We start from the raw sequence: 20,168 nt of genomic DNA on the forward strand, positions 1-20,168 counted from the left end.
ACGGAGGGCCGTCACCCCTTCATGAGGTGAAACCGTCGCCCTCCGACAGCGGAGTGTGCGCTAAATATTGGTTTTCACGTGTTTTCTGGCGAACTCCAGCTGTGCCGACATCTGCGCGATGCGCTCGGAGACGACCAGGGAGCCGTGGCCCGCGTCGTAGCGGTACACCCTGTGCTCGTGGTCGCGCTCGGCGAGCCGGGCCACGTACGCCTCGATCTGCCTGATCGGGCAGCGCGGGTCGTTCTCCCCGGCGAGGATGAGGAGCGGCGCCTCGACCTGGTCGACGTAGGTGATCGGTGAGCTGTGCACGTACCGCTCGCGCTGTTCCTCGGGTGAGCCGCCGATCAGCGCGCGGTGGTAGGAGCGCAGCGCCTCCGTCTCCTCCTCGTAGGCGGCGACGTGGTCGGCGATCGGCACCGTGGCGATGCCCGCCGCCCACATCTTGGGCTGGGTGCCCAGGCCGAGCAGCGTGAGGTAGCCGCCCCAGGAGGCGCCGGACAGCACCAGCCGGTCGGGATCGCAGACGCCGCGGTCGACCAGGGCGTCCCTGACGGCGGCCACGTCGGCCAGCTCGATGTGCCCGACGTCGCCGTGGAGGGCGTTGCGCCAGGCGGAACCGTAGCCGGTGGACCCTCGGTAGTTGACCCGTACGACCGCGAAGCCGTGATCCACCCAGGCGGCCACCTGGGGCACGAAGGAGTCGTCGTCCTGCGCGGTGGGCCCGCCGTGCAGCATGAAGACCGTGGGGAAGGGGCCGGAGCCGCGCTCGGGACGCGAGACCAGGGAGTGGATGCGGCCGCCGGGTCCTTCCACGTCCACGTCCTCGACCGGGACCGACGGGGGTGAGGTGGGGCCGCCGTGGTTCATGACCACGTGGCCGCTGGTCGATCGGATCAACGGCGGGTGGGCGCCGCTGGACCAGGAGTACTCGACGGAGCCGTCGGGGCGGGGCGCGGCGGCGTCGATCACGCCGTGCTGGGTCTCGATCGGGAAGAAACCGCCGCCGGGAAGGTCGTAGCGGGTCAGGTAGGTGCGGCCCCGGTTGCCTCGCACGACGAGCAGCGAGCGGCCGTCGTCGTACCAGTCGGCGGTGATCTCGCCCGGGTCGCGCAGCCAGATCTCCCGCTGCTCGCCGGTCTGCGGGTCCCAGACGAGGGGCTCGCGGCGGCCCCTGCGCTCGTGCAGGACGAGCAGGCGGCGGTCTCCGGACACGGGGGCGAAGCGCAGGCCGATGAGTCCCTTGCCGGGGCCGTCGTACAGGTCGCCGACGAGCGCGCCGTTGCGCCGGAGCACGCGCAATCCGGGGTGCCGGGCGTCGCCGCGCTCGCTGTGGCTGATCGCGATCAGCGAGCCGTCCGGGGAGACCGCGGCGACGGCGGCCGCCTCGGTGTGCTCGTAGATCGTCCGTGCGGGCTCGCCCGGCTGGACGAGATGGATGGTGAAGCCCTGTCCGGGCCTGGCCATGCCGATGACCGCCTCGCCCGTCGCGGAGAGCCCGAGCCCGGCGGGGAAGCCGGGGTCGAGGTCTATCGGCTGGTCGGGGCCGCCGTAGAAGGGCTGGCGCATCCACCGGCCCCACTCGTCGCCGTCGGTGTCGTCGAACCACCAGATCCACTGCCCGGTGGGATCGATCGCGCCGTACGAGGTGCCCTTGGGCCGGGAGGTCGCCTGGCGGGTGGAGCCGCCCGCGCGGTCCCAGGCGTAGACCTCCCACGCCCCCGAGGCGTTGCTGCGGTAGACGGACCGGCTGGGAGCCTGACCGGCCCACACGGGCAACGTCGCGCGCGGCGCGCGGAACCTGGCCTGCCAGCGCTCCTCCGCCTTCATGTGGGGCTTCCCTCCGTCAAGGCGTCAGCTTCACGCGCCCGGGCGCGGGCTCGCTGAATTGCGGTCCAGTATGTCGTCTTCACCGGCTAATTTCTTGGGGAATGTCTGGGAATTTCGGACTAAAAGTCACATCAGTAACAGGTGTCTCGAAGGTGACTGTCAAGCACACGGCTTGCTCACCGGCGACGCTTAAAGGTAGACATACGAAAAGAAGCCTCCACGGGGCTCATTTCCGGAAGCCCTCCGATCCTGCCTCGCATAACTTCCGTATCCGTATGCCAGGCGCTGGGCCCCATTCCCACGACCGCCTCGACCGCGTCGTGCCCCAGGCGCATCTCGAACGCGAGAAGGCTTCGATCCGTCTCGACGAAGTGCTCGTTCAGGCTTTCCGTCACCCGTCGCTCCTTCGAATCGTCCACCGAAAGGAGCCCCAGCCGCTCCACCAGTGGCGCGAGGTGCCGCGGGGTAGGCGTGACCACTACGAGCTCACCCTCCCCCTTGAGCACTCGTGCGAACTCTGCCCCATTTCTAGGGGCAAACACATTGAGAAGCACATCTATCGTGCCATCTCGCAACGGCAGTGGCCGCCACACATCGGCCACCACCGCCCCCACCCGGGCATGTGCCCGCGCCGCCCGCCTGATCGCGTGCTTGGAGACGTCCAGTGCCACCCCCGCGGCCCCGGGCAGTCCGTCGAGCGCCCGCGCGAGATAGTGCCCCGTCCCGGCCCCGGCGTCCGCCACCACCTTCGCGCCGGTACGGCAGGCGCCGGCCACCGCCTCCGCCAGCGGGGCGTAGTGCCCGGCGCCGAGGAACGCGTCCCTGGCCGCCACCATGGCCGCGCTGTCGGCCGTTCCCGGCACCCGCGACCCGGTCAGCAGGCTGACGTATCCCTGCCTGGCCACGTCGAAGCCGTGCCCCAGGGCGCACCTCAGCACCCGCTCTTCGAGCTCCAGGGAACCGCGGCAGACCGGGCAGGCGAGGTGTTCGACGACATCGTCCAGCATCTCCCCATCATCTCGCGCCCCGCCGAGGGGGGAATTGTCATGATGAGCGGGAGGTCGCACCGGCTCAGGTGGTCTGCTGGATCTGCTGGAGAAAAGCGGCGTTGGACGGGGTCTCGCTGAGCCTGTCGGTGAGAAGCTCCAGCGCCTGCTGCCTCTCCAGGCCGCCCAGCGTGCGGCGCAGCCGCCAGGTGAGCCGCCGCTCCCGGGGGTCGAGGAGGATCTCCTCACGACGGGTGCCCGAGGCGTCGAGGTCGACGGCGGGATAGAGACGCTTGTCGGCGAGGGCGCGGCTGAGGCGCAGTTCCATGTTGCCGGTGCCCTTGAACTCCTCGAAGAGGCTGTCGTCCATCCGTGAGCCGGTCTCGACCAGCGCGGTCGCGAGGATGGTGAGCGAACCGCCGTCGCGCAGGTTGCGTGCGGCGCCGAAGAAGCGGCGAGGGGGGAGCAGGGCCGTGGCGTCGATGCCTCCGGCGAGGGTGCGCCCGCCGCCGGGGGCGAGGTTGTTGTACGCGCGGGCGAGCCGGGTGAGGGAGTCGAGGAGGAGGACGACGTCGTGCCCGTCCTCCGCGAGGCGCTTGGCGCGCTCGACGGCGAGTTCGGCGACGGCGGTGTGGTCGCGGTCGGGACGGTCGAACGTGGACGCGGCGACCTCGCCCTGGATGGACTCGCGCATCTCGGTGACCTCCTCGGGGCGTTCGCCGACGAGCACGACGATGAGGTGGCAGTCCGGGTGGTTGGCGGTGATCGCGGCGGCCAGGTCCCGCAGGACCATCGTCTTGCCCGCCTTGGGCGGGGCGACGATCAGCCCTCGCTGGCCCTTGCCGACCGGGGCGAACAGGTCGACGACCCTGCCGGTCAGCGATCCGGTCTCCAGGCGGAGCCGGTCACGCGGGTGGATCGGGGTCATGTCCGCGAAGTCGGGCCTGTGCCGCCGGGCGGCGGTGCCGTTCACGCTCTCCACCCCCTCCAGCCTCTCGTACGGGGCACGTGCGGTGGCCACGACGTGGTCGCCGGGGCGCAGGCCGTACTCGGAGATCTGGGAGGGGGGAACGCGGACGTCGTGCGGTGACGGCAGGTAGCCGCGGGTCCGGATGTGCCCGGTACGGTCGCGGATGTCGAGCAGGCCGGTCACGGTCTCGACGGGAGCGTCGCGCCCGGGGGACCGGCCGCCCGCGGTCGTGTCGTTTCCGCGGGGGGTTTTCCCCGCGCCGCCCGCACGGGGACGCGGGACCTTCCTGGTGGTGATCTTCTCGACGCGTGGTTCTTTGAAGACGGGTTCCGTGGTCATGAGTGACCTTTCACGGGAGATACGGGAGATGCATGAGACGGGGACCGCACACCTGAGACAGGGGCGGTGAGAGAGAAAAGCGAGAAACGGGGGCGGATCATCGCACGCGGCCTAGCCAGCGGTGCGTCACGCCCGGTATCACGGTAGCACCGTTGCCTCATCCCGAACAGGAGAGCGGATGCTACATCGGTCTATAACGGTCGCCGGGGTCGAGGTGTTCCCGCTGTGTGACGCGGTGGGGGCGATGGGCGAGTCGATCCGGCGCCCGATGGCGCAGATGTTCCCCGGCGGCTGTCACGGCGGGTCGGACGAGTGGATCCTGCACTTCCACTGCTATCTGCTGCGCGACGCGGCGGGCCGTACGGTGCTGGTCGACACCGGCATCGGCCCCCGTGACTCGCTCGCGGCGAGCTGGGCACCGGTGCCGGGCTCCCTGGGGGCGGAGCTGGCCCGGGTGGGGACGGCTCCCGAGGAGGTGGACGCCGTGGTCATCACGCACCTGCACAGCGACCACGCGAGCGGCGCGGTGGTCGCGGGGGCGCCGGTCTTCGCCAACGCCCGGCACCTTCTGCAGCGCGCCGAGATCGACGCGGCGGGCGAGGAGGTCCTCGACCGCGTCGTGCGGCCGCTGGGCGATCGGGTACAGGCGGTGGCCGGCGGGGCGGAGGTGCTGCCCGGCATCCGGGTGCTGCTCACGCCGGGGCACACCCCGGGCCACCAGGTCGTCCAGGTCGGCGATCTGGTGCTGACCGGCGATGTGGTGCTGCATCCGGTGCAACTGGAGGACCCGCGAGTGCCCTACCTCTACGACGCCGATCCCGAGCTCGCCACCCTCACGCGGGTGGAGCTGCTCGACAAGGTCAGGGCGGCGGGCGGGATGATCGGCACCGCCCACTTCGCCGAGCCCTTCACCAGGATCGCCTGAACCCAGCCCTTCCCCGGCCCTTCGGAAGGTCGGTCCGCACCGGAGGCGCCGGGGGAGGACGAGCACGAGAGGAGCGATCTTCGCCGTACCCGGCAGGTGGTCAGGGGTTCGTCCGGGGAGCCGCGAGCAGGTTGCGGCGTGCCTTGCGCCGGTAGCGGATGACCTGGAAGGCGCCCAGTGCCCAGATCGGGTACTGCGTGGCGAGGGCCCAGCGGAAGGCGTCCAGGCCGTTGTCGCCCCTGAGGTCGAGGGTGACCCCGATCAGGGCGATCACCAGTATGGACGCGACGAAACCGCCGCCGTTCACGATGCCGGTGGCCGCGCCGATCCGGGTGGCCGGGTTGAAGGTCCTGGCGTAGTCGAAGCCGATCATCGACCCCGGCCCGTTGGCCGCCAGCACCGCCATGAGCACGACCAGCAGCCAGAGTGGTGCCCGTCCCGGCCAGAGCAGTACGACGGTCCACGTCCCCGCGGTGGTGCCGATCACGACGAACACCATCCGGGAGCGGTGGAAGGGGAACCGTCCGGCGAGATAGCCGAGCAGCGGCCCGCACACCATGCCGCACAGGGTCAGCGTGGTGAGCAGCACCCCCGCCGTCGAGGGGGTGAGCCCCTGCCCCTGGACCAGGAACGGATATCCCCACAGCAGCAGGAAGGCCGCGGCCGAGCACTGGGTGGCCGCATGGGTCCACATGCCCAGCCGGGTGCCCGGTTCCGCCCAGGCCGCCTTCAGGCTCGGTGGCTCCCCCACGACCTGGGGGAGGGTGTCACGCAGGACCGTGATCAGCAGGAACGCCGAGACCACGCCCACGACGGCGGCGATCAGGAAGGTCGGCGTCCAGCCGTAGGTGTGCAGGGAGTGGATGAGGGGCACCGCGGAGGCGATCGCGCCCAGCTGGCCGAGCAGGCCGGTGAGCTGGACCATCAGCGGGTTGCGGTGGGCGGGGAAGGAGAGGCGGACCAGCCTGATCACGCTGATGAACGTCATCGCGTCCCCGCACCCGATCAGCGTCCGCCCGGCGATCCCCGGTAGCAGTCCTTCCGCGAGGGCGAAGACGAGCTCGCCGCCGGCCATCACCAGGGCCCCCACGATCAGCATCCGCTTGGAACCGAGCCGATCGACGAGCACTCCCACGGGCACCTGCATGCCCGCGTAGACCAGCAACTGGCACATGGCCAGGATCGAGAGTCCCGCCGCGCCGACGTCGAGCCTCGCCGCCGCCTCGATGCCCGCCACACCCAGCGACTGCCGGTGGAAGACGGCGACGATGTAGGCGAGTACACCGGTGGCCCAGAAGAAAATCGCCCTAGACCGTGGTGTCATGGGGCGAATATTACTTTTTGGGGGTTTTATCAATACGGGCGGGGTCGTGAAGAGCCGGGATCCGCCTTCCCCCGACCGGTCGCCCCGCGCTCCGGAGGGCGGCGAAGGGGGTCCGGGCATGCCTCAGCCGGTGTGACCCGAGGGTCGCACCGGCTGGGGGAAGGCGTGGCGCTTAGCGGTGGTCCGAGCGCCCGTGACGACCGGCCACGAGCTGGTCGGTGGAGGCCTGACGGGGCACGTCGACCCGGGGGTGGGGTGCGGTGTCCTCGACACGGTCGTCGACGCCGTCGCGGTCGCGGTCGACCACGGGGGGCGTGGCGGTCGCGGGAGCGGCGGAGGCGGCCACCGGGGTCGTGGCGGTCGCGGCGGTCGCCGGAGTCTTGGGAGCCTCTTCGAGCTTGCGCTCCAGCTCCCGCTTCTCCTCCTCCAGGCGGGTGACCCGGTCACGCGCCTCGATCCGCGAGGCACGGAGCCTGCGGCGGTGCGCGGCCGAGCGTCGCATACCCGCGAACAGCATCCCCAGGCCGAGCAGGAAAACCGCTCCCGTGGCGACACCCGCGAAGAAGAGCTCCAGCTGGGACAGCTGGAACAGGCGGTCGAAGACCGTGAACGAAGCGGTGGCGGTCGATGTCGTGGTCTCGTCCCAGGAGACCGCGATCACGGCCGCACCCGCGACTACGATCAAGAGAAGTCCCAGCGCTATCATGTGTGACCTCACCTCAGACTTGGGCTGTTGTGGTAGCCCTTGCTGCCCTCGACGAGCGGGATTATTCATCGGATCCCGATGGGCGTCGGAGAATATGACGGACAGGCTTCCTGAAGGTGCCACCGATATCGACATTTGCCTCGATATCACCATTAATAGCGCAGAACGCGGCTTTTCGCCGCGTACCCACCGGGCCGCTCCTGGCCGGACTTCACGGTGCTCGACCGCTCCCCGGCCCAGCGGCACGTAGCGGTTCCGTTCACCGGGGCACCTGATCGGCCGGGGAGCCGCCACCGTAGCCTGGTCTCGACCGAGGAGGACCCCGTGACGCGCATCCTCGTCGTCGACGACGAGCCCCAGCTCCTGCGGGCGCTGCGCATCAACCTGGCCGCGCGCCGGTACGAGGTGGCCGTGGCCGACGACGGCGCCGCCGCCCTGCGCCAGGCCGCCGACTGGCACCCCGACCTGGTCGTGCTCGATCTCGGCCTGCCCGACATGGACGGGGTGGACGTCATCCACGGGCTGCGCGGCTGGACGAATGTCCCGATCATCGTGCTGTCCGGCAGGGCCGAGAGCCGTGACAAGGTGGAGGCCCTGGACGCGGGCGCGGACGACTACGTCATCAAGCCGTTCGGCGTCGACGAACTGCTCGCCAGGATCCGCGCGGTGGCGCGCCGGGTCTCCGCCACCGAGGAGGAACCGGCCCGGTTCGTGATCGGCGAGCACGAGGTGGACCTGGCGGGCAAGACCGTCTCCGGCGGCGTACGGCTGACCCCCACCGAGTGGCGCCTGCTGGAGATCCTGGCCCGTAACCCCGGCAAGCTGATCACCCAGCGCCGTCTGCTGAACGACGTCTGGGGCGCCGCCTACGGCAAGGAGACCCACTACCTTCGCCAGTACATGGCCCAGATGCGCAAGAAACTGGAGCGCGACCCCGCCCACCCGGTCCACCTGCTCACCGAACCGGGCATGGGTTACCGCTTCCAGCCCTGACCTGCCCCTTCGCCGGAGCCGGTCTCAACCAGCGGACACCCCCGTGTCAACCATGAGATGACCGGGAATCGGTCAGGCGTGAGTCCGTAGACCCTTTCTGGAGGCATGGTTGAGCACGCGGGGGGTGGTCACCGTGATGCTCGGCGCCGCGGTGCTCTTCTCACTGTCGACGCAGGGCGAGGACACGCGTGCGAGGGCCGCGCCCGCCCGGGTCGCGCCACTGGACAATCCGGACGGCGTGCGTCCCGGCCTGGCGCCCGTCAGATCGGCAGGGGATCGGGGAGCCGCCGTCAGGCTGATCGGCAGACTCAAGGTCAGGCCGATGGGCTCCAAGGCCGGCTACAGCAGGGCCAGGTTCGGCGAGAACTGGGCCGACACCGCCAAAGGGGTGCCGTACGCGCGCAACGGCTGCCGTACCCGCGACGACCTGCTGGCCCGTGACGGCGAGGACGTGCGCTACCGCCGAGGATCCGACTGCGTGGTCGTCTCCATGAGGCTGCGCGACCCCTACACCGGCCGGATCGTCCGCTGGACCAAGAAGCGCTCCGACGAGATCCAGGTCGACCACGTGGTCCCGCTCTCCTACGGGTGGCGGATGGGAGCCTCCCGCTGGCCGATGTCCAAGCGCAAGCGCATCGCCAACGACCCGCTCAACCTCATCCCGGTGTACGGCGCCGCCAACGAGGCGAAGGGCGGCTCGGGACCGGCGTCCTGGCTCCCTCCCGTACGCGGGGTCCGCTGCGCCTACGTCGTCCGCTTCGCCCAGGTTGCCGTGAAATACGACCTGCCGGTCACCCGCGCGGACAAGAAGGTCATGCTCGCCCGGTGCAGGTGACCTCCGCTCGACCGCCCCGAGGTCAGAAGCGGCGGATCAGGGCCTGCTTGGCGGTGGTGAACTCCTCGTCGGTGAGGATGCCGTCCCTGTGCAGGTCGCCGAGCTCGCGTAGGCGGCGCAGGAGCGAGTCCGGGTCGTCGTCGGCGGCGGGTGCCGTGGCGGCCTCGATCGAGAGGGGTTCGGCGGGAGGCGGGTGGGCGCCCGAGGGGTGCGGCAGCCTGGCGAGAACGGCGGCGACGAGCAGGGCCGTGGTGCGGATCTCCTTGTCGAATCCCCACAGGAGCAGGCAGTTCGGGTCATGCTTGGGAGCGAAATTGTGGGGTGCCGTGCCCTTCACATGGAAACGCAGGCAGCCGTTCTCCATGCCCGTGGCCGGGAACCACTCCACGCCGTTCAGGTCCTTCAGCGCGAACCGCTGGGAACCCGCCGACTTCTTGACCCCCTCCGCGGCCCAGTTCCATTCGAGACGGATCGACTCGCCGTCGAACGTGGCCGTGCCGTCGCCGGCCGGGACCACCACGGGGAGTTCGGGGCCGGGCATGAGGTAGCGCTCCGAGGGGCCGTCCGGCACCTGCTCGATCACCAGTGCGTTGCGTACCTCGGTGACGAAATACTCGGCGGCGCCGGTGCGGTTGGCGTCGACGACCAGCTGGTAGGGGTCGGCGTTGTCGGCGATCCGCCCGCGCGTCGCCTGACTGAACGGGTCGGCGCCCTCCCGCAGGCGCAGTCGCAGCCTGCCGCCCTTCTTGCCGGTTTCGTACGCGATGCCGGCCACCGCCTCCAGCGGCACCCGCACCTCTCCCAGCAGCTGTCGCAGTTTCTTCACACTCCGGTCGTGGCCGGGCACGATCCGCAGGATCTCGCCGTCGAACGTCCAGGTTCCGTCGCGCACCATGACCTCCGCCATACGGCGATCGTATGGCAAAGGTCACGGGGGGCTCGCGATCGAGTGGGTTGAGTCATCCCGGACCGGTTCTCCGTCGTCCCGGCACGAGAGCTCCGGTCGTCTTCGGACTCTCCACCCGGGTGCGCCTTGTCGCCGCGAAGAGGCTTCCGGCGGGCGCCCGCCGGGGCCGAGAACGGCGTAAAGGAACGTCGGGAAAGGGTGAAGAAAAGATACTGACATTGGCGTTCGGGCATTTCCCGGGATTTCATGGAGGGGCGGAGTCCACCCCTCGGTAAATGCCTGTTCAGCAACAAATGTCCGCTATACGAAGGGGGTAGGTGTGAAGTCCGGGATCGAACCGGTGGGGTTCTCGCTCGCCGGGGGGTTCGTCACCGTCGTCGCCACGGCCGCGACCGCCTCGCTGCTCCTCGCTCCGGCGGAGACCGCCGGCCGCGTACTGATCATGGCGATCGCCGTGTGCGCCTACGCCGCCCGCGGGGTCCGGGCCGGGGTCGCGCTGGCGACGGCCGTCATGGCGTGGTTCTTCGGCACCGGATTCCTGGTCAACGGTGCCGGGGAGCTCAGCTTCGGCAGGCAGGACCTGCTCCGCCTCGGCCTGTTCACGATCGTCGCGCTGGGCACGAACGCGTGCGTCGCCGGATGCCGGATGGTCGCCGCCAGGCGTCGCCTCCGCGTCCCGTTGCCGGGAGAAGACCCCTCGCGTCTGGTCCTCGCCCGAAACTGACGCGCCGCACGGCCCGAGGGCCGGGTGATCGTGGGGCGCGGGAGGCCGTGCGCGTTCGAGGGATTCGACATCGTTCGAGGGATTCGACATGGAGAATGCCGCGCCCGGCCGGTGCCGGGTGCGGCATTCTCTTTTGACGACATTTTTTCATTTGTCAGGCTCGGAACTCGGCGAGGTTCAGAGCGGCGGTGTCTCGTCGGTGAACTTGGCGCAGTTCGCGGGGTAGGCGGGAGGTCCATGAGGTGTTCCCGGAGCGAAGAAGCCTCCCGTCCGGGGAACCGGCCGCCCGAGAAGACACTTCGTCCGGGCGACCTGACCGGACGAACTCTGGACCGTGAGGTGAAGGTACGGAAGGGCGCCGTCATGGAGGATCGTCGTCGCGACGTCCACCACGTCGGTGGGATGACCGGGGATCTTCGAAAGATCGTGCCAGAGCGGAGTCGTGCGCGGATCGCGGAGTTGTGCCGTCCTGTCGTTCCTGACCGACGCGGTGATCGGTTCGAAAAGCAGGTACGACACCGAGACGGCGGAGGTCGGTGCCCCGGGGCCGATCGGTCCCGCGGGTCCCTCCGGGCCAGGTGCTCCAGGCTCGCCCGCGGCTCCGGTGGCGCCGGTCGGTCCCACCGGTCCGGTGGCGCCGGGTTCGCCGGCCGGACCGACGGGTCCCGGAGCGCCGTCCGCACCCGCGGGCCCGGGGGCGCCGACCGGACCTTCCGGGCCCATCGGCCCGACGAGGCCGACCGGTCCTTCGGGGCCGATCGGCCCCGCGGGTCCTTCAGGGCCGATCGGCCCCACCGGCCCTTCCGGGCCGATCGGCCCTACCGGTCCCGCGAGTCCCTGGGGACCTGCCGGACCCTCGGGTCCTTCCGGGCCGATCGGGCCGGTGAGCCCGTCCGGGCCCTGGGGGCCGATCGGTCCCGCGGGTCCCATCGGTCCCACGGGACCGGTGGCACCCGTCGCGCCCGCGGGTCCCATCGCGCCCGCCGGGCCCGGTGCCCCAGGAAGGCCGGGGGCACCGGTGTCGCCCTTCGGACCCGTCGCTCCTGTCGGTCCTGCGGGACCGGGAACTCCCTTGGGGCCTGCCGGGCCGGCCGGGCCTGCGGGGCCGACCAGAATCGCGGGCCCTGCCGGATTCGCCAGGCCTGCCGTGTCCGTGGATCCCGCCGGTTTCGCGGGTCCCGCTGATTTGGCAGGTTCCGCTGGTTTCGCGGGCCCCGCGGGTTTGGCCGGACCGGGTAGGCCGAGCGGATCGCGTGGAACATCTGGAAGATCCGTTTTGGCGGGATTTTCTTTAGCGGGATTCGCCGGGATCGCCGATTCCGACGGCAGTTCGAGACTCGAAGATTTCTTTCCGCGGTCCCGGCCGCTCCTGCCCTTTCCGCTGCCCCGATTCTTGCCGGGACGATCGCGGTCACACACGCAGTTCTGTCCACGGCACTTGCAGTCTTCCCGCCCGAGGGTTCCGATCAGGGAGAAGCTCGCGCCCCCGGGCGCGCCGATCGTCCTCCCGACCGGGACGGTCTCGCTACCCGCGGCTCGCGTGCTGAGGAGAACGACTCCCGTGGTGTCGGTCACGGCGCCGGCCGGTGCCTGGCAGGAAAGTGCCAGAATGGCGCCGATTGCTGTTGTCGCGACGGACCGGTTTCGAGCGTGTTGGCTGGAATTAATGTTTTGAGCCCGTCTTCTACCGCTAAAAGTCATCGCATTCCATGTCTTTTGTGATTTCAGGAGATCGGATTGCTTGAACCGCGACGATGGCGGCAAGCAGGAGTTACCCGATGATCGACATGGCAAAGCGCGACCCTCGTTAAGAAGGTTTAAACGGATTCGTCAATGGCGGGGATATGTCCAGGTTGCTGGATTCCCCGTCGTACGGTCGCGGCAGATGGTGCTCTCTCGATTCGTATATCCGAGTCGAGGCATTTTTGTTGCCCGTAATGATTTTTGAGATGATTATTCGGGCCAAAATCAGTGACGTGCGTCGTGCCGTCCCCGGCGGTGGGACCGGAAGTGCCGGATCCCGCCGCCGACAGGTGTCGTGGGTGAACCGGTGGACGCCCTCCCGGGTCGTGTCCGCCGGTCGTGTCTACTGACCCTCGCTCGCCTGCGCCTCTCCCTGCTCGGCGAGCGTGCCGCACTTGTAGCCCGCCTCTCGCTCCGGCTGCAGCTGGAGGTTGCCGAGGAGCGTGCCGTCGATCGGGCGCCGGAAGGTCTCCAGCTTGTCGCAGTCGTAGAAGACGTAGGTGCCCTGGCTCTCGCCGAGCAGCATCATCCACCGGCCGTCGTAGAGGGGCTTGTTGTCGTCGGCGTTCTTGATGACGGCCCACTGGTCCTGGAAGCCGACGTAGGGGAGCAGGTCGTTCGCCCGTCCCGTCTCCTGCATCTCGATTGCGCCCCTGGTCATCTGCAGGATCAGCAGGAATCCCAGGCCGATGCCCGTGAGGGCGCCGGTGAGCACCTTCATGCCGGCGCGGCCGACGGGCTTGCGGCGCAGCAGCCGGAACGGCACCAGGAACGTCAGCACGCCCAGCCCCACCGCGACGACGACCATGACGGCGATGTCGAGGTCGCCCACGAGGTTCAGCAGACCCCAGTAGGTCGCGCCACACCACAGCGCGGCGAGCAGGGCGGCCACCCAGGGGCGGCGCCGTACGGCCGTCATGACCTTTCCGACCGCGCCGAGGGTCACCTTGTCGGCGAGCCAGCCCACCCCGACGACGAGGCCGAGGAGCGGCGCGATGAAGAGCAGGAGCAGGATCAGCGTCCCCATCAACCGGCCGAGCAGGACGGACTGGTCGATTCCCGCCTGCTGCGGGCTGATGCCGAACACGCCGTACATCTGCTCGACGCCGAGGTATAGGACGGCGTAGAACGCGACGCCGATCGGGACGATGATCGAGCCGATGCGCTCGATCATCGCCAGCACGCCGCTGCCCTCCTCCTCCGTGGGTTCCACGGGCTCTGCGGAGGTTTCGGCGGGAGGCGCAGGGGGGATATATGCCTGTCGCTCTGAAATATCCTGGCTTGTCACGAAGAATGATGTTAGGTCATGGCGATTGACGCGACGTTGACTATCTGTAAACGCGTCGGATCCGCCCTTCACCTGGGCGGGAGCAGTGGAGACCGGCTCTCCTCGAAAAACCGTCATAGGGGGACGAATCGCCCGCCCGGGGTTCCCTTGCTCGCAGTGTCCCGCAGTCCGGAGTGGTCCCACTAACCTCCGGGATGTCCTCCTGATCTGTGAAAAGTAACTATAAGTTTTTGCTGCGCGACCTAAAGTGATGGAGCTAGCCTGCCTACCGACACAGGCGGACCGTGGCGAGGGCGACGGGAGCGCGAGCGAACGACGAGACACGGCGAGAGATGGCGAGAGACGGTGAAGGCATGGTGATGGAAGGCGCGGTGGCCGTGGTCACCGGTGCGGCACAGGGCATCGGCGAGGCCGTGGTGCGAGCCCTGACGGCGACGGGCACACGTGTCGCCGCGCTCGACGTGAACGCCGAGCGGGTCGCGCGGGTCGCCGCCGACCTCGGCGTCGCGGTCGCCTACCCCTGCCAGGTCACCGACAGCGCCGCCGTCGACGACGTGGTCGCGCGGGTCGAGGCCGATCTCGGCCCGATCGAGCTGCTCGTCAACGTCGCGGGGGTGCTCTGCTCGGGACCCGCCGTCGCCATCAGCGACGACGACTGGGCTCGCACGTTCGCCGTCAACACCGGCGGAGTCTTCCACCTGTCCCGCGCGGTCGCCCGCCGGATGATCCCCCGCAGATCCGGGGCGATCGTCACCGTGGGGTCCAACGCCGCGGGCGTGCCCCGGACCAACATGTCGGCCTACGCCGCCTCCAAGGCCGCGGCCGCGCAGTTCACCAAGTGCCTCGGCCTGGAGCTGGCGCAGTACGGCATTCGCTGCAACGTGGTGTCGCCCGGCTCCACCGACACTCCCATGCAGCGTGCCCTGTGGGCCGGCGGCCACGACGCCAGGACGGTCATCGACGGCTCGCCGGCCAGTTTCCGGGTGGGCATCCCCCTCGGCAGGCTGGCCGATCCCGCCGACATCGCGGACGCCGTCCTCTTCCTGGCCTCCGACCGTGCCAGGCACATCACCATGCAGGACCTGTACGTCGACGGGGGCGCCACGCTCCGGTCGTAGTACGGCACACCCCCCGTTCCTGGATTTCTCCCGACAGGAGACCTCTTAGCCATGTCGTCGAACGACACCAGCACCATGTCTCGAACGCCCGACCTTCTGGGAGATTACGAGCCCGGCACCTTCTTCTTCACCTCGCCGACCAGGACCCTGCTCGCCAGAGGGGTGGTTCAGGAGGTCCCCGACTCCGGGACGACGAGCCTGCAGGGGCGCGTCGCCTCGGCCCTGCGCGACGCACGGGATTCCGGTCACCCCAATCCCGTGGTGGTGGGCGCGGTTCCCTTCCGCGACGACCGTCCCGCGCGCCTGCTGGTGCCCGCCACCGTCTGCTGGACGAGTCCGCCGACCGGCCTCTCCGCCGCCCCCGAGCAGGTCACGGGAACGTTCACCGGGGTCGGTCCGGTCTCCGATTCCGACGACTACATGCGCGGTGTGGAGAAGGCGCTGGTCAAGCTGACCGCCGGAGAGCTCCAGAAAATCGTGCTGGCCCGGACCCTGGACATCACCATGGGCGCGCCCGTCGACGTCGGCCGCATCCTGCGCAACCTCGTCCGGCGCGACCCACAGGCCTACGGTTACGCGGTCGACCTGCCGTCGAGCGACGACACGGCCCGTACCCTCCTGGGAGCCAGTCCCGAACTCCTCGTCTCCCGCTCGGGCCGCAGGATCACGACGAACCCGCTCGCGGGGTCCGCGCCCCGCCACCCCGACCCCGTCGTCGACCGCGAACGGGCCCGCGCTCTGCTCGCCTCGGACAAGGACCTTCGCGAGCACGCCCTGGTGATCGAGAGCATCGTGGAGGCACTGCGCCCGTACTGCAGGAAGTTGTCCGTCCCCGCCGGGCCCTCGCCGCTGTCCACCGCCTCCATGTGGCACCTGTCGACCCGGATCACCGGCGTGCTGGACGACCCGACGGTCACCTCGCTGGAACTGGCCACCGTGCTGCACCCCACCCCCGCCGTCTGCGGCACGCCCGCGAGCGCCGCGCGTGAGGCGATCGAGGAGATCGAGTCGTTCGACCGCGGTCTGTACACCGGCCTGGTCGGGTGGGGGGACGTGACGGGCGACGGCGAATGGGTCGTGACCATCCGCTGCGCCGAGGTCGCCGACCAGACCCTGAGGCTGTTCGCGGGCGCGGGGATCGTCGCGGGGTCGGTACCGGAGACCGAGCTCGCCGAGACGACCGCCAAGTTCCAGACCATGCTCCGCGCCGTCGGCCTGGACCAGGACCGCTGACCCGCCGGCACGGGAAACGATCCGCCGTCACGGGCGATGGTCCGCCACGGGGAGACGACTCGCCGTCACGGAGGAGGTTCACCGTCGCGGGAGGCGGTCCGCCACCGCGAGAAGGTTCCGGCACCGCAGAGGAGCCGCAGAAAAAACTGCCGAGAAGCCGCAGGAAACCCCACGAAAACCGAGGAAAGGAGACAGTGCCCGTGGCCCTCCCCCAGATCGCCTCCTACCCGCTGCCGAGGGAGAACGACCTGCCCGAGAACCGGGTGAGCTGGCGTCCTGATCCGCGCCGCGCCATCCTGCTGGTCCACGACATGCAGAACTACTTCCTCGCCCCCTTCGCCGCCGACGCCTCTCCGCTGACCGGGCTCATCGCCAACATCGGTCTCCTGCGCGACGCCTGCGCGGAGCTGGGGGTTCCCGTCGTCTACTCGGTGCAGCCCGGCGGTCAGAGCAGGAACGAGCGCGGCCTGCTCCAGGACTTCTGGGGGGCGGGCATCCCCGGTCCTCGCGAGAGCGAGATCGTCGCGAGCCTCCTTCCCGCGGAGTCCGACATCCTGCTCACCAAGTGGCGCTACAGCGCCTTCCACCGGACCGACCTGCGGACCCGGATGGACGCGATGGGACGCGACCAGATCATCGTCTGCGGTGTCTACGCGCACATCGGCTGCCTCATGACCGCCTGCGACGCCTTCATGCAGGACCTTCAGCCGTTCCTCGTCGCCGATGCCGTCGCCGACTTCTCTCCGGAACATCACGCCATGGCCCTCACGTACGCCGCGCAACGCTGCGCGGTCACGATCGCCACCCGTGGGCTGGTGGGCGGGTGGGAGCCGGTGCCGCCGCCCGCCGAGACGGTCGGCGGCATGTAGGCGGGCACGGTCGGCGAGGCTGCCTTGAATACTAGCGGGGGGTATCCTTTCGCAGGGGAAGCCGAGCGGAGGGGGCGAGATGTACGGATACACCGCCAACAAGCAGGACCATGTGCGGCGGCTACGTCGGATCGAGGGGCAGGTGCGGGGCCTGCAGCGGATGGTCGAGGAGGACAAGTACTGCATCGACATCCTCACCCAGGTGTCGGCGGCCAACCGGGCGCTGCAGTCCTTCGCGCTGTCCCTGCTGGAGGAGCACCTGGCGCACTGCGTGGCCGAGGCCACCGCCAAGGGCGGAGCCGAGGCCGAGGAGAAGGTGAGGGAGGCGTCCGACGCGATCGCCCGCCTCGTCCGTTCCTGAGCGAGTCGTGATGGGCGGCGCCGTTCTTGAGCATGCCCTGATGGGCGGCACCGTTCCTGAGCGAGCCGCGACGGACGGCGCCGTTCCTGAGCGCGTGGTGATGGGCGGCGCCGGTGGGTGGAAGGCCGAACAGGCCGGACGCGTGTGCCGGACGATCCCTCCTGGCCGTGACGCTGTCCGCCGCGACCGAACGCCGACCCCGGACGACCGGCGGGGACGGGCAAGCGCGGAGTCTCGGTGAGATGCTCCGCCCCCGCCCCCGCAGATCGTCAGGGCCGGACCGGCCTTTGCCGCCTCACGCCGTCGCCGGAGCGGCCCTCGGCGGGGTCGCCAGGCGCCCCGATCGATCCAGAACGGCGACGGCCGTGGCGCAGCCGAGGCCGATCAGTGCCAGGACCAGCCACGGCAGGCTCGGCAGGCCGACCCGCGTGCCCAGATCCAGGGCCGACCCGGTGAGCAGGTTGCCCACGGCGATGCCGACGCCGGCCAGGGTGCTGTAGAGCCCGTAGTACGTCCCCACCATGTGCCGGCCTCCGAAGGTGGCGACGGTCGCCATCTCGAACGGATAGATGATCATGGTGGCCAGGCTGAGCAGCACCGTGGTCCCCAGGACGGGGACGAGCGCGAGCATCAGGGCGGTTCCGCCGGGCGGCACGACGGCGGTGCCCGCCCAGGGTGCCGCCAGGGCGAGGGGGACGAAGGCGAGTCCCATCAGGACCAGGCCCCACGCGATGGCCTGCGGCGGTCGCCACCGCCGGGTCGCCCACGCGGTGAGACGGGCCTGGCCCGCCAGGGTCATCACCGCCGAGACGGCGAACACGAGGGTGATTCCCAGCTCACCGCCCGTGGCCCGGCGGATCTCCAGCGGCAGCCCCAGGTAGATCTGGAAGTTCAGCACGTAGGAGCCGATCATGGCCAGGGAGAACAGCAGGAACGGCCGGTCACCGACCACCTCGCGCCAGGCCGGCAGCACGCCTCGCCCCTCCTCGCCCTCCGGAGCGGCTCCCGCGGGCAGGGCTCGCGTCTGTGCGACCGTCAGGACCGCGAACATCACGCCCGCGACCAGGCAGACGAGCCTGAAGGCCACCGCGTTGAGCAGCAGGCCGACGAGCGGTCCGATCAGGATGCCGACCTGGGAGAAGGCGTTGAACACGGCGAACGCCTCGACCTTGCGCGCTCCGGCCTCGCGGGCGAGGTAGGCCCGTACGGCCGGGTTGAACAGCGCGCCGGCGAACCCGGTCAGGGCCGAGGCGACCACCAGCGCGGGCAGGGAGTCGGCCACGGCGAGCAGCAGGAACGCGACCGTGCGCAGCCCGCAGCCCGCGACGATCATGGGCTTGTGGCCGAGCCTGTCGGCGAGGGTGCCGCCCACCAGGAACATGCCCTGCTGGCTGAGGTTGCGGATGCCCAGGACCAGGCCGACCAGTGCGGCCGGCAGCGCCAGCGTTCCCGACAGGTGACCGGCCAGATAGGGCATCAGCATGTAGAAGCCGGTGTTGATGGTGAGCTGGTTGATCAGTAGCAGTCTCACCGGCCGGTCGAAGGAGCGGGCCAGAGCGACGGTGCCGCTCACCGGAGGCCACCTTTCCCGGTCGTCTCCCCGGCGGTTTCGGCGCGGGCGCCGTCTTCCGCGGCGGCCGGCGACGTTTCCACGACGCCGTCTTCCGGGAAGCCGGCACCGTCTTCGGGGAAGGCGACCCCCTTTTCCAGGGACACGTCCTTTTCCAGGGAGACGTCGCCGTCTTTCCGGAAGGCGTCGCCGTCTCTCGGGAAGCCGGCCGGGTCGGGTACGGTCGCGCATCGCGTCCAGCGCGTCACCTCGCGTTCGGCCGGATGGGCGATCTCGTCGGGGTCCGTCGTCGGGGGTGCGCCGAGCAGGCCGCGTTCCGCGCAGTAGTCGTCGTTGAAGACCGTGTCGAAGTAGCGGTGCGGACCGTCGGGGAAGATCGCCGCTATCCGGGTGTATCCGGGCAGCGTGCGGGCGAGCCAGGACGCCACCAGGGCCACCGCGCCGACGCTCCAGCCGCCGGTGGCGTACCGCAGCGCGGCCAGGCGTCGGCAGGCCCAGACCGCCTCCGCGGGCGCGACCCAGTGGACCTCCCCGAAGGCCTGGTACGCCACGTTGCGCGGGTGGATGCTGCTGCCCAGGCCGCGCATGAGCCGCGAGCGCGCGGGCTGGCCGAAGATGGTCGAGCCGATCGTGTCGACGCCGACGAGCCGCAGGTCGGGATAGAAGCGCCGGAGCGCGCGATGAACGCCGGCGCTGTGACCACCGGTGCCCACACTGCACACCAGGACGTCGATCCGCCCGAGCTGACCGGCCAGTTCGACGGCGAGTCCCGCGTAGGCGGCGACGTTGTCGGGGTTGGTGTACTGGTCGGGGCAGTAGGCGTCCGGGTGCTCGCCGAGCAGTTCCCGCACGCGCTGTCGACGGGCCTGCTGCCAGCCGCCCACCGGATGCGGTTCGGTGACGACGACGACGCGGGCCCCGTAGGCCGACAGCAACCGGTGCATCAGCGGTTCCATGCCCGGGTCGGTCACCAGCGTCACCGGGTGGCCGTGCACGATGCCGGCCAGCGCCAGGCCCAGCCCGAAGGTCCCGCTGGTGGACTCCACGATGGGTGCTCCCGGTCGCAGCAGGCCGCGCTCGCGCGCCCGCTCGACGATGTAGAGCGCGGAGCGGTCCTTGATCCCACCGGGATTGCCGCCCTCCAACTTCGCCCAGAATCCGTGCCCCAGCCCCGAGGCGATCTCGGGAACCCAGAGCACGGGGGTGTTGCCGACCACGTGCTCGGGAGTGTGGCAGGTGGCTCCGGTGATCAGCCGGCCGAGTGAGGCGGTGTCGATCTGCGGCCGTTCGGCCGCTACCTGTGGTGAATTAAGTGTGTATGTCATGATCCGTTTCCCCTGGATGCGATGTGATCAACTCGCTTCTGGGCACGCTTGAGCGACGGCTCCACCGCTCATGAGGAACTCGCGAGGAGCCTCGTGAGGAGTGCGGAGTCGTTGACCGGCGGGCC

General features: G+C 70.0%; 18 protein-coding genes. 8 read left to right on the forward strand and 10 right to left on the reverse strand.

The features are described from left to right. Positions 1-60: 60 nt before the first annotated feature. From ABT352_RS04410 to rho, 3 genes are all read right to left on the reverse strand, one after another. Complete coding sequence (locus ABT352_RS04410; protein WP_350942439.1) at positions 61-1,827, reverse strand: S9 family peptidase; 1,767 nt, start codon at positions 1,825-1,827, stop codon at positions 61-63. Positions 1,828-2,003: 176 nt separating this feature from the next. Then, positions 2,004-2,834: a putative RNA methyltransferase gene (locus ABT352_RS04415; RefSeq protein WP_350942441.1), complete on the reverse strand. Its 831-nt coding sequence runs from the start codon at positions 2,832-2,834 to the stop codon at positions 2,004-2,006. A 64-nt stretch (positions 2,835-2,898) separates the two neighbouring features. Beyond that, positions 2,899-4,122 (reverse strand): transcription termination factor Rho, encoded by a 1,224-nt coding sequence (gene rho, locus ABT352_RS04420; RefSeq protein ID WP_350942443.1) that lies wholly within the window; start codon positions 4,120-4,122, stop codon positions 2,899-2,901. A 178-nt stretch (positions 4,123-4,300) separates the two neighbouring features. Here rho and ABT352_RS04425 point away from each other — a divergent pair, with 178 nt between their 5' ends. Next, the gene (locus ABT352_RS04425) at positions 4,301-5,047 is read left to right on the forward strand and encodes an MBL fold metallo-hydrolase (protein ID WP_350942445.1); all 747 of its coding nucleotides are present in this window, start codon (positions 4,301-4,303) and stop codon (positions 5,045-5,047) included. A gap of 100 nt (positions 5,048-5,147) precedes the next feature. Here ABT352_RS04425 and ABT352_RS04430 read toward each other — a convergent pair whose 3' ends face one another. Together ABT352_RS04430 and ABT352_RS04435 are read right to left on the reverse strand one after the other, a co-directional pair. Continuing rightward, positions 5,148-6,371 carry an MFS transporter gene (locus ABT352_RS04430; protein WP_350942446.1) on the reverse strand — a complete coding sequence of 408 codons (1,224 nt, stop codon included), beginning with the start codon at positions 6,369-6,371 and terminating at the stop codon, positions 5,148-5,150. A gap of 172 nt (positions 6,372-6,543) precedes the next feature. Next, positions 6,544-7,056: a hypothetical protein gene (locus tag ABT352_RS04435; RefSeq protein WP_350942448.1), complete on the reverse strand. Its 513-nt coding sequence runs from the start codon at positions 7,054-7,056 to the stop codon at positions 6,544-6,546. A 345-nt stretch (positions 7,057-7,401) separates the two neighbouring features. Here ABT352_RS04435 and ABT352_RS04440 point away from each other — a divergent pair, with 345 nt between their 5' ends. Together ABT352_RS04440 and ABT352_RS04445 are read left to right on the forward strand one after the other, a co-directional pair. Beyond that, entirely contained in the window at positions 7,402-8,070 is a 669-nt protein-coding gene (locus tag ABT352_RS04440; protein ID WP_350942450.1) for a response regulator, read from the forward strand. 109 nt (positions 8,071-8,179) lie between these two features. Beyond that, on the forward strand, positions 8,180-8,905 hold the full coding sequence (locus ABT352_RS04445) for an HNH endonuclease family protein (RefSeq protein ID WP_350942452.1): 726 nt from the start codon (positions 8,180-8,182) through the stop codon (positions 8,903-8,905). A gap of 22 nt (positions 8,906-8,927) precedes the next feature. Here ABT352_RS04445 and ABT352_RS04450 read toward each other — a convergent pair whose 3' ends face one another. Then, positions 8,928-9,812, reverse strand: coding sequence for a DUF4429 domain-containing protein (locus ABT352_RS04450; RefSeq protein ID WP_350942454.1), 885 nt, complete (start codon positions 9,810-9,812; stop codon positions 8,928-8,930). Positions 9,813-10,131: 319 nt separating this feature from the next. Between ABT352_RS04450 and ABT352_RS04455 the strand changes: the two genes are divergently transcribed. Further along, on the forward strand, positions 10,132-10,536 hold the full coding sequence (locus ABT352_RS04455) for a hypothetical protein (RefSeq protein WP_350942455.1): 405 nt from the start codon (positions 10,132-10,134) through the stop codon (positions 10,534-10,536). A 177-nt stretch (positions 10,537-10,713) separates the two neighbouring features. On the opposite strand, the gene ABT352_RS04460 is transcribed toward ABT352_RS04455, so the two are convergent. Both ABT352_RS04460 and ABT352_RS04465 read right to left on the reverse strand, forming a co-directional pair. Beyond that, positions 10,714-11,466 carry a collagen-like domain-containing protein gene (locus ABT352_RS04460; RefSeq protein WP_350942457.1) on the reverse strand — a complete coding sequence of 251 codons (753 nt, stop codon included), beginning with the start codon at positions 11,464-11,466 and terminating at the stop codon, positions 10,714-10,716. A 1,156-nt stretch (positions 11,467-12,622) separates the two neighbouring features. After that, positions 12,623-13,492 (reverse strand): hypothetical protein, encoded by an 870-nt coding sequence (locus ABT352_RS04465; RefSeq protein ID WP_350942458.1) that lies wholly within the window; start codon positions 13,490-13,492, stop codon positions 12,623-12,625. A gap of 428 nt (positions 13,493-13,920) precedes the next feature. Here ABT352_RS04465 and ABT352_RS04470 point away from each other — a divergent pair, with 428 nt between their 5' ends. The 4 genes from ABT352_RS04470 to ABT352_RS04485 all read left to right on the forward strand — a co-directional run bounded on the left by ABT352_RS04470 (position 13,921) and on the right by ABT352_RS04485 (position 17,148). Beyond that, entirely contained in the window at positions 13,921-14,685 is a 765-nt protein-coding gene (locus tag ABT352_RS04470; RefSeq protein WP_350942460.1) for a 2,3-dihydro-2,3-dihydroxybenzoate dehydrogenase, read from the forward strand. Positions 14,686-14,736: 51 nt separating this feature from the next. Further along, a complete protein-coding gene (dhbC, locus tag ABT352_RS04475) occupies positions 14,737-15,918 on the forward strand; it encodes an isochorismate synthase DhbC (RefSeq protein WP_350942462.1) in 1,182 nt (393 codons plus the stop codon). Positions 15,919-16,118: 200 nt separating this feature from the next. Continuing rightward, the gene (locus tag ABT352_RS04480; RefSeq protein ID WP_350942463.1) at positions 16,119-16,787 is read left to right on the forward strand and encodes an isochorismatase family protein; all 669 of its coding nucleotides are present in this window, start codon (positions 16,119-16,121) and stop codon (positions 16,785-16,787) included. Between the two features lie 79 nt (positions 16,788-16,866). Then, complete coding sequence (locus tag ABT352_RS04485; protein WP_350942464.1) at positions 16,867-17,148, forward strand: metal-sensitive transcriptional regulator; 282 nt, start codon at positions 16,867-16,869, stop codon at positions 17,146-17,148. 295 nt (positions 17,149-17,443) lie between these two features. Here the strand turns inward: ABT352_RS04485 and ABT352_RS04490 are convergent, their stop codons facing one another. Beyond that, positions 17,444-18,721, reverse strand: coding sequence for an MFS transporter (locus tag ABT352_RS04490; protein ID WP_350942465.1), 1,278 nt, complete (start codon positions 18,719-18,721; stop codon positions 17,444-17,446). After that, positions 18,718-20,043 carry a PLP-dependent cysteine synthase family protein gene (locus tag ABT352_RS04495; protein WP_350942466.1) on the reverse strand — a complete coding sequence of 442 codons (1,326 nt, stop codon included), beginning with the start codon at positions 20,041-20,043 and terminating at the stop codon, positions 18,718-18,720. Before ABT352_RS04495 ends, ABT352_RS04490 begins: the two co-directional genes overlap by 4 nt. Positions 20,044-20,168 lie beyond the last annotated feature (125 nt).

The sequence above is a fragment of the Streptosporangium sp. NPDC000563 genome (genome assembly GCF_040299985.1).
In the GTDB taxonomy this organism is placed as follows: domain Bacteria; phylum Actinomycetota; class Actinomycetes; order Streptosporangiales; family Streptosporangiaceae; genus Streptosporangium.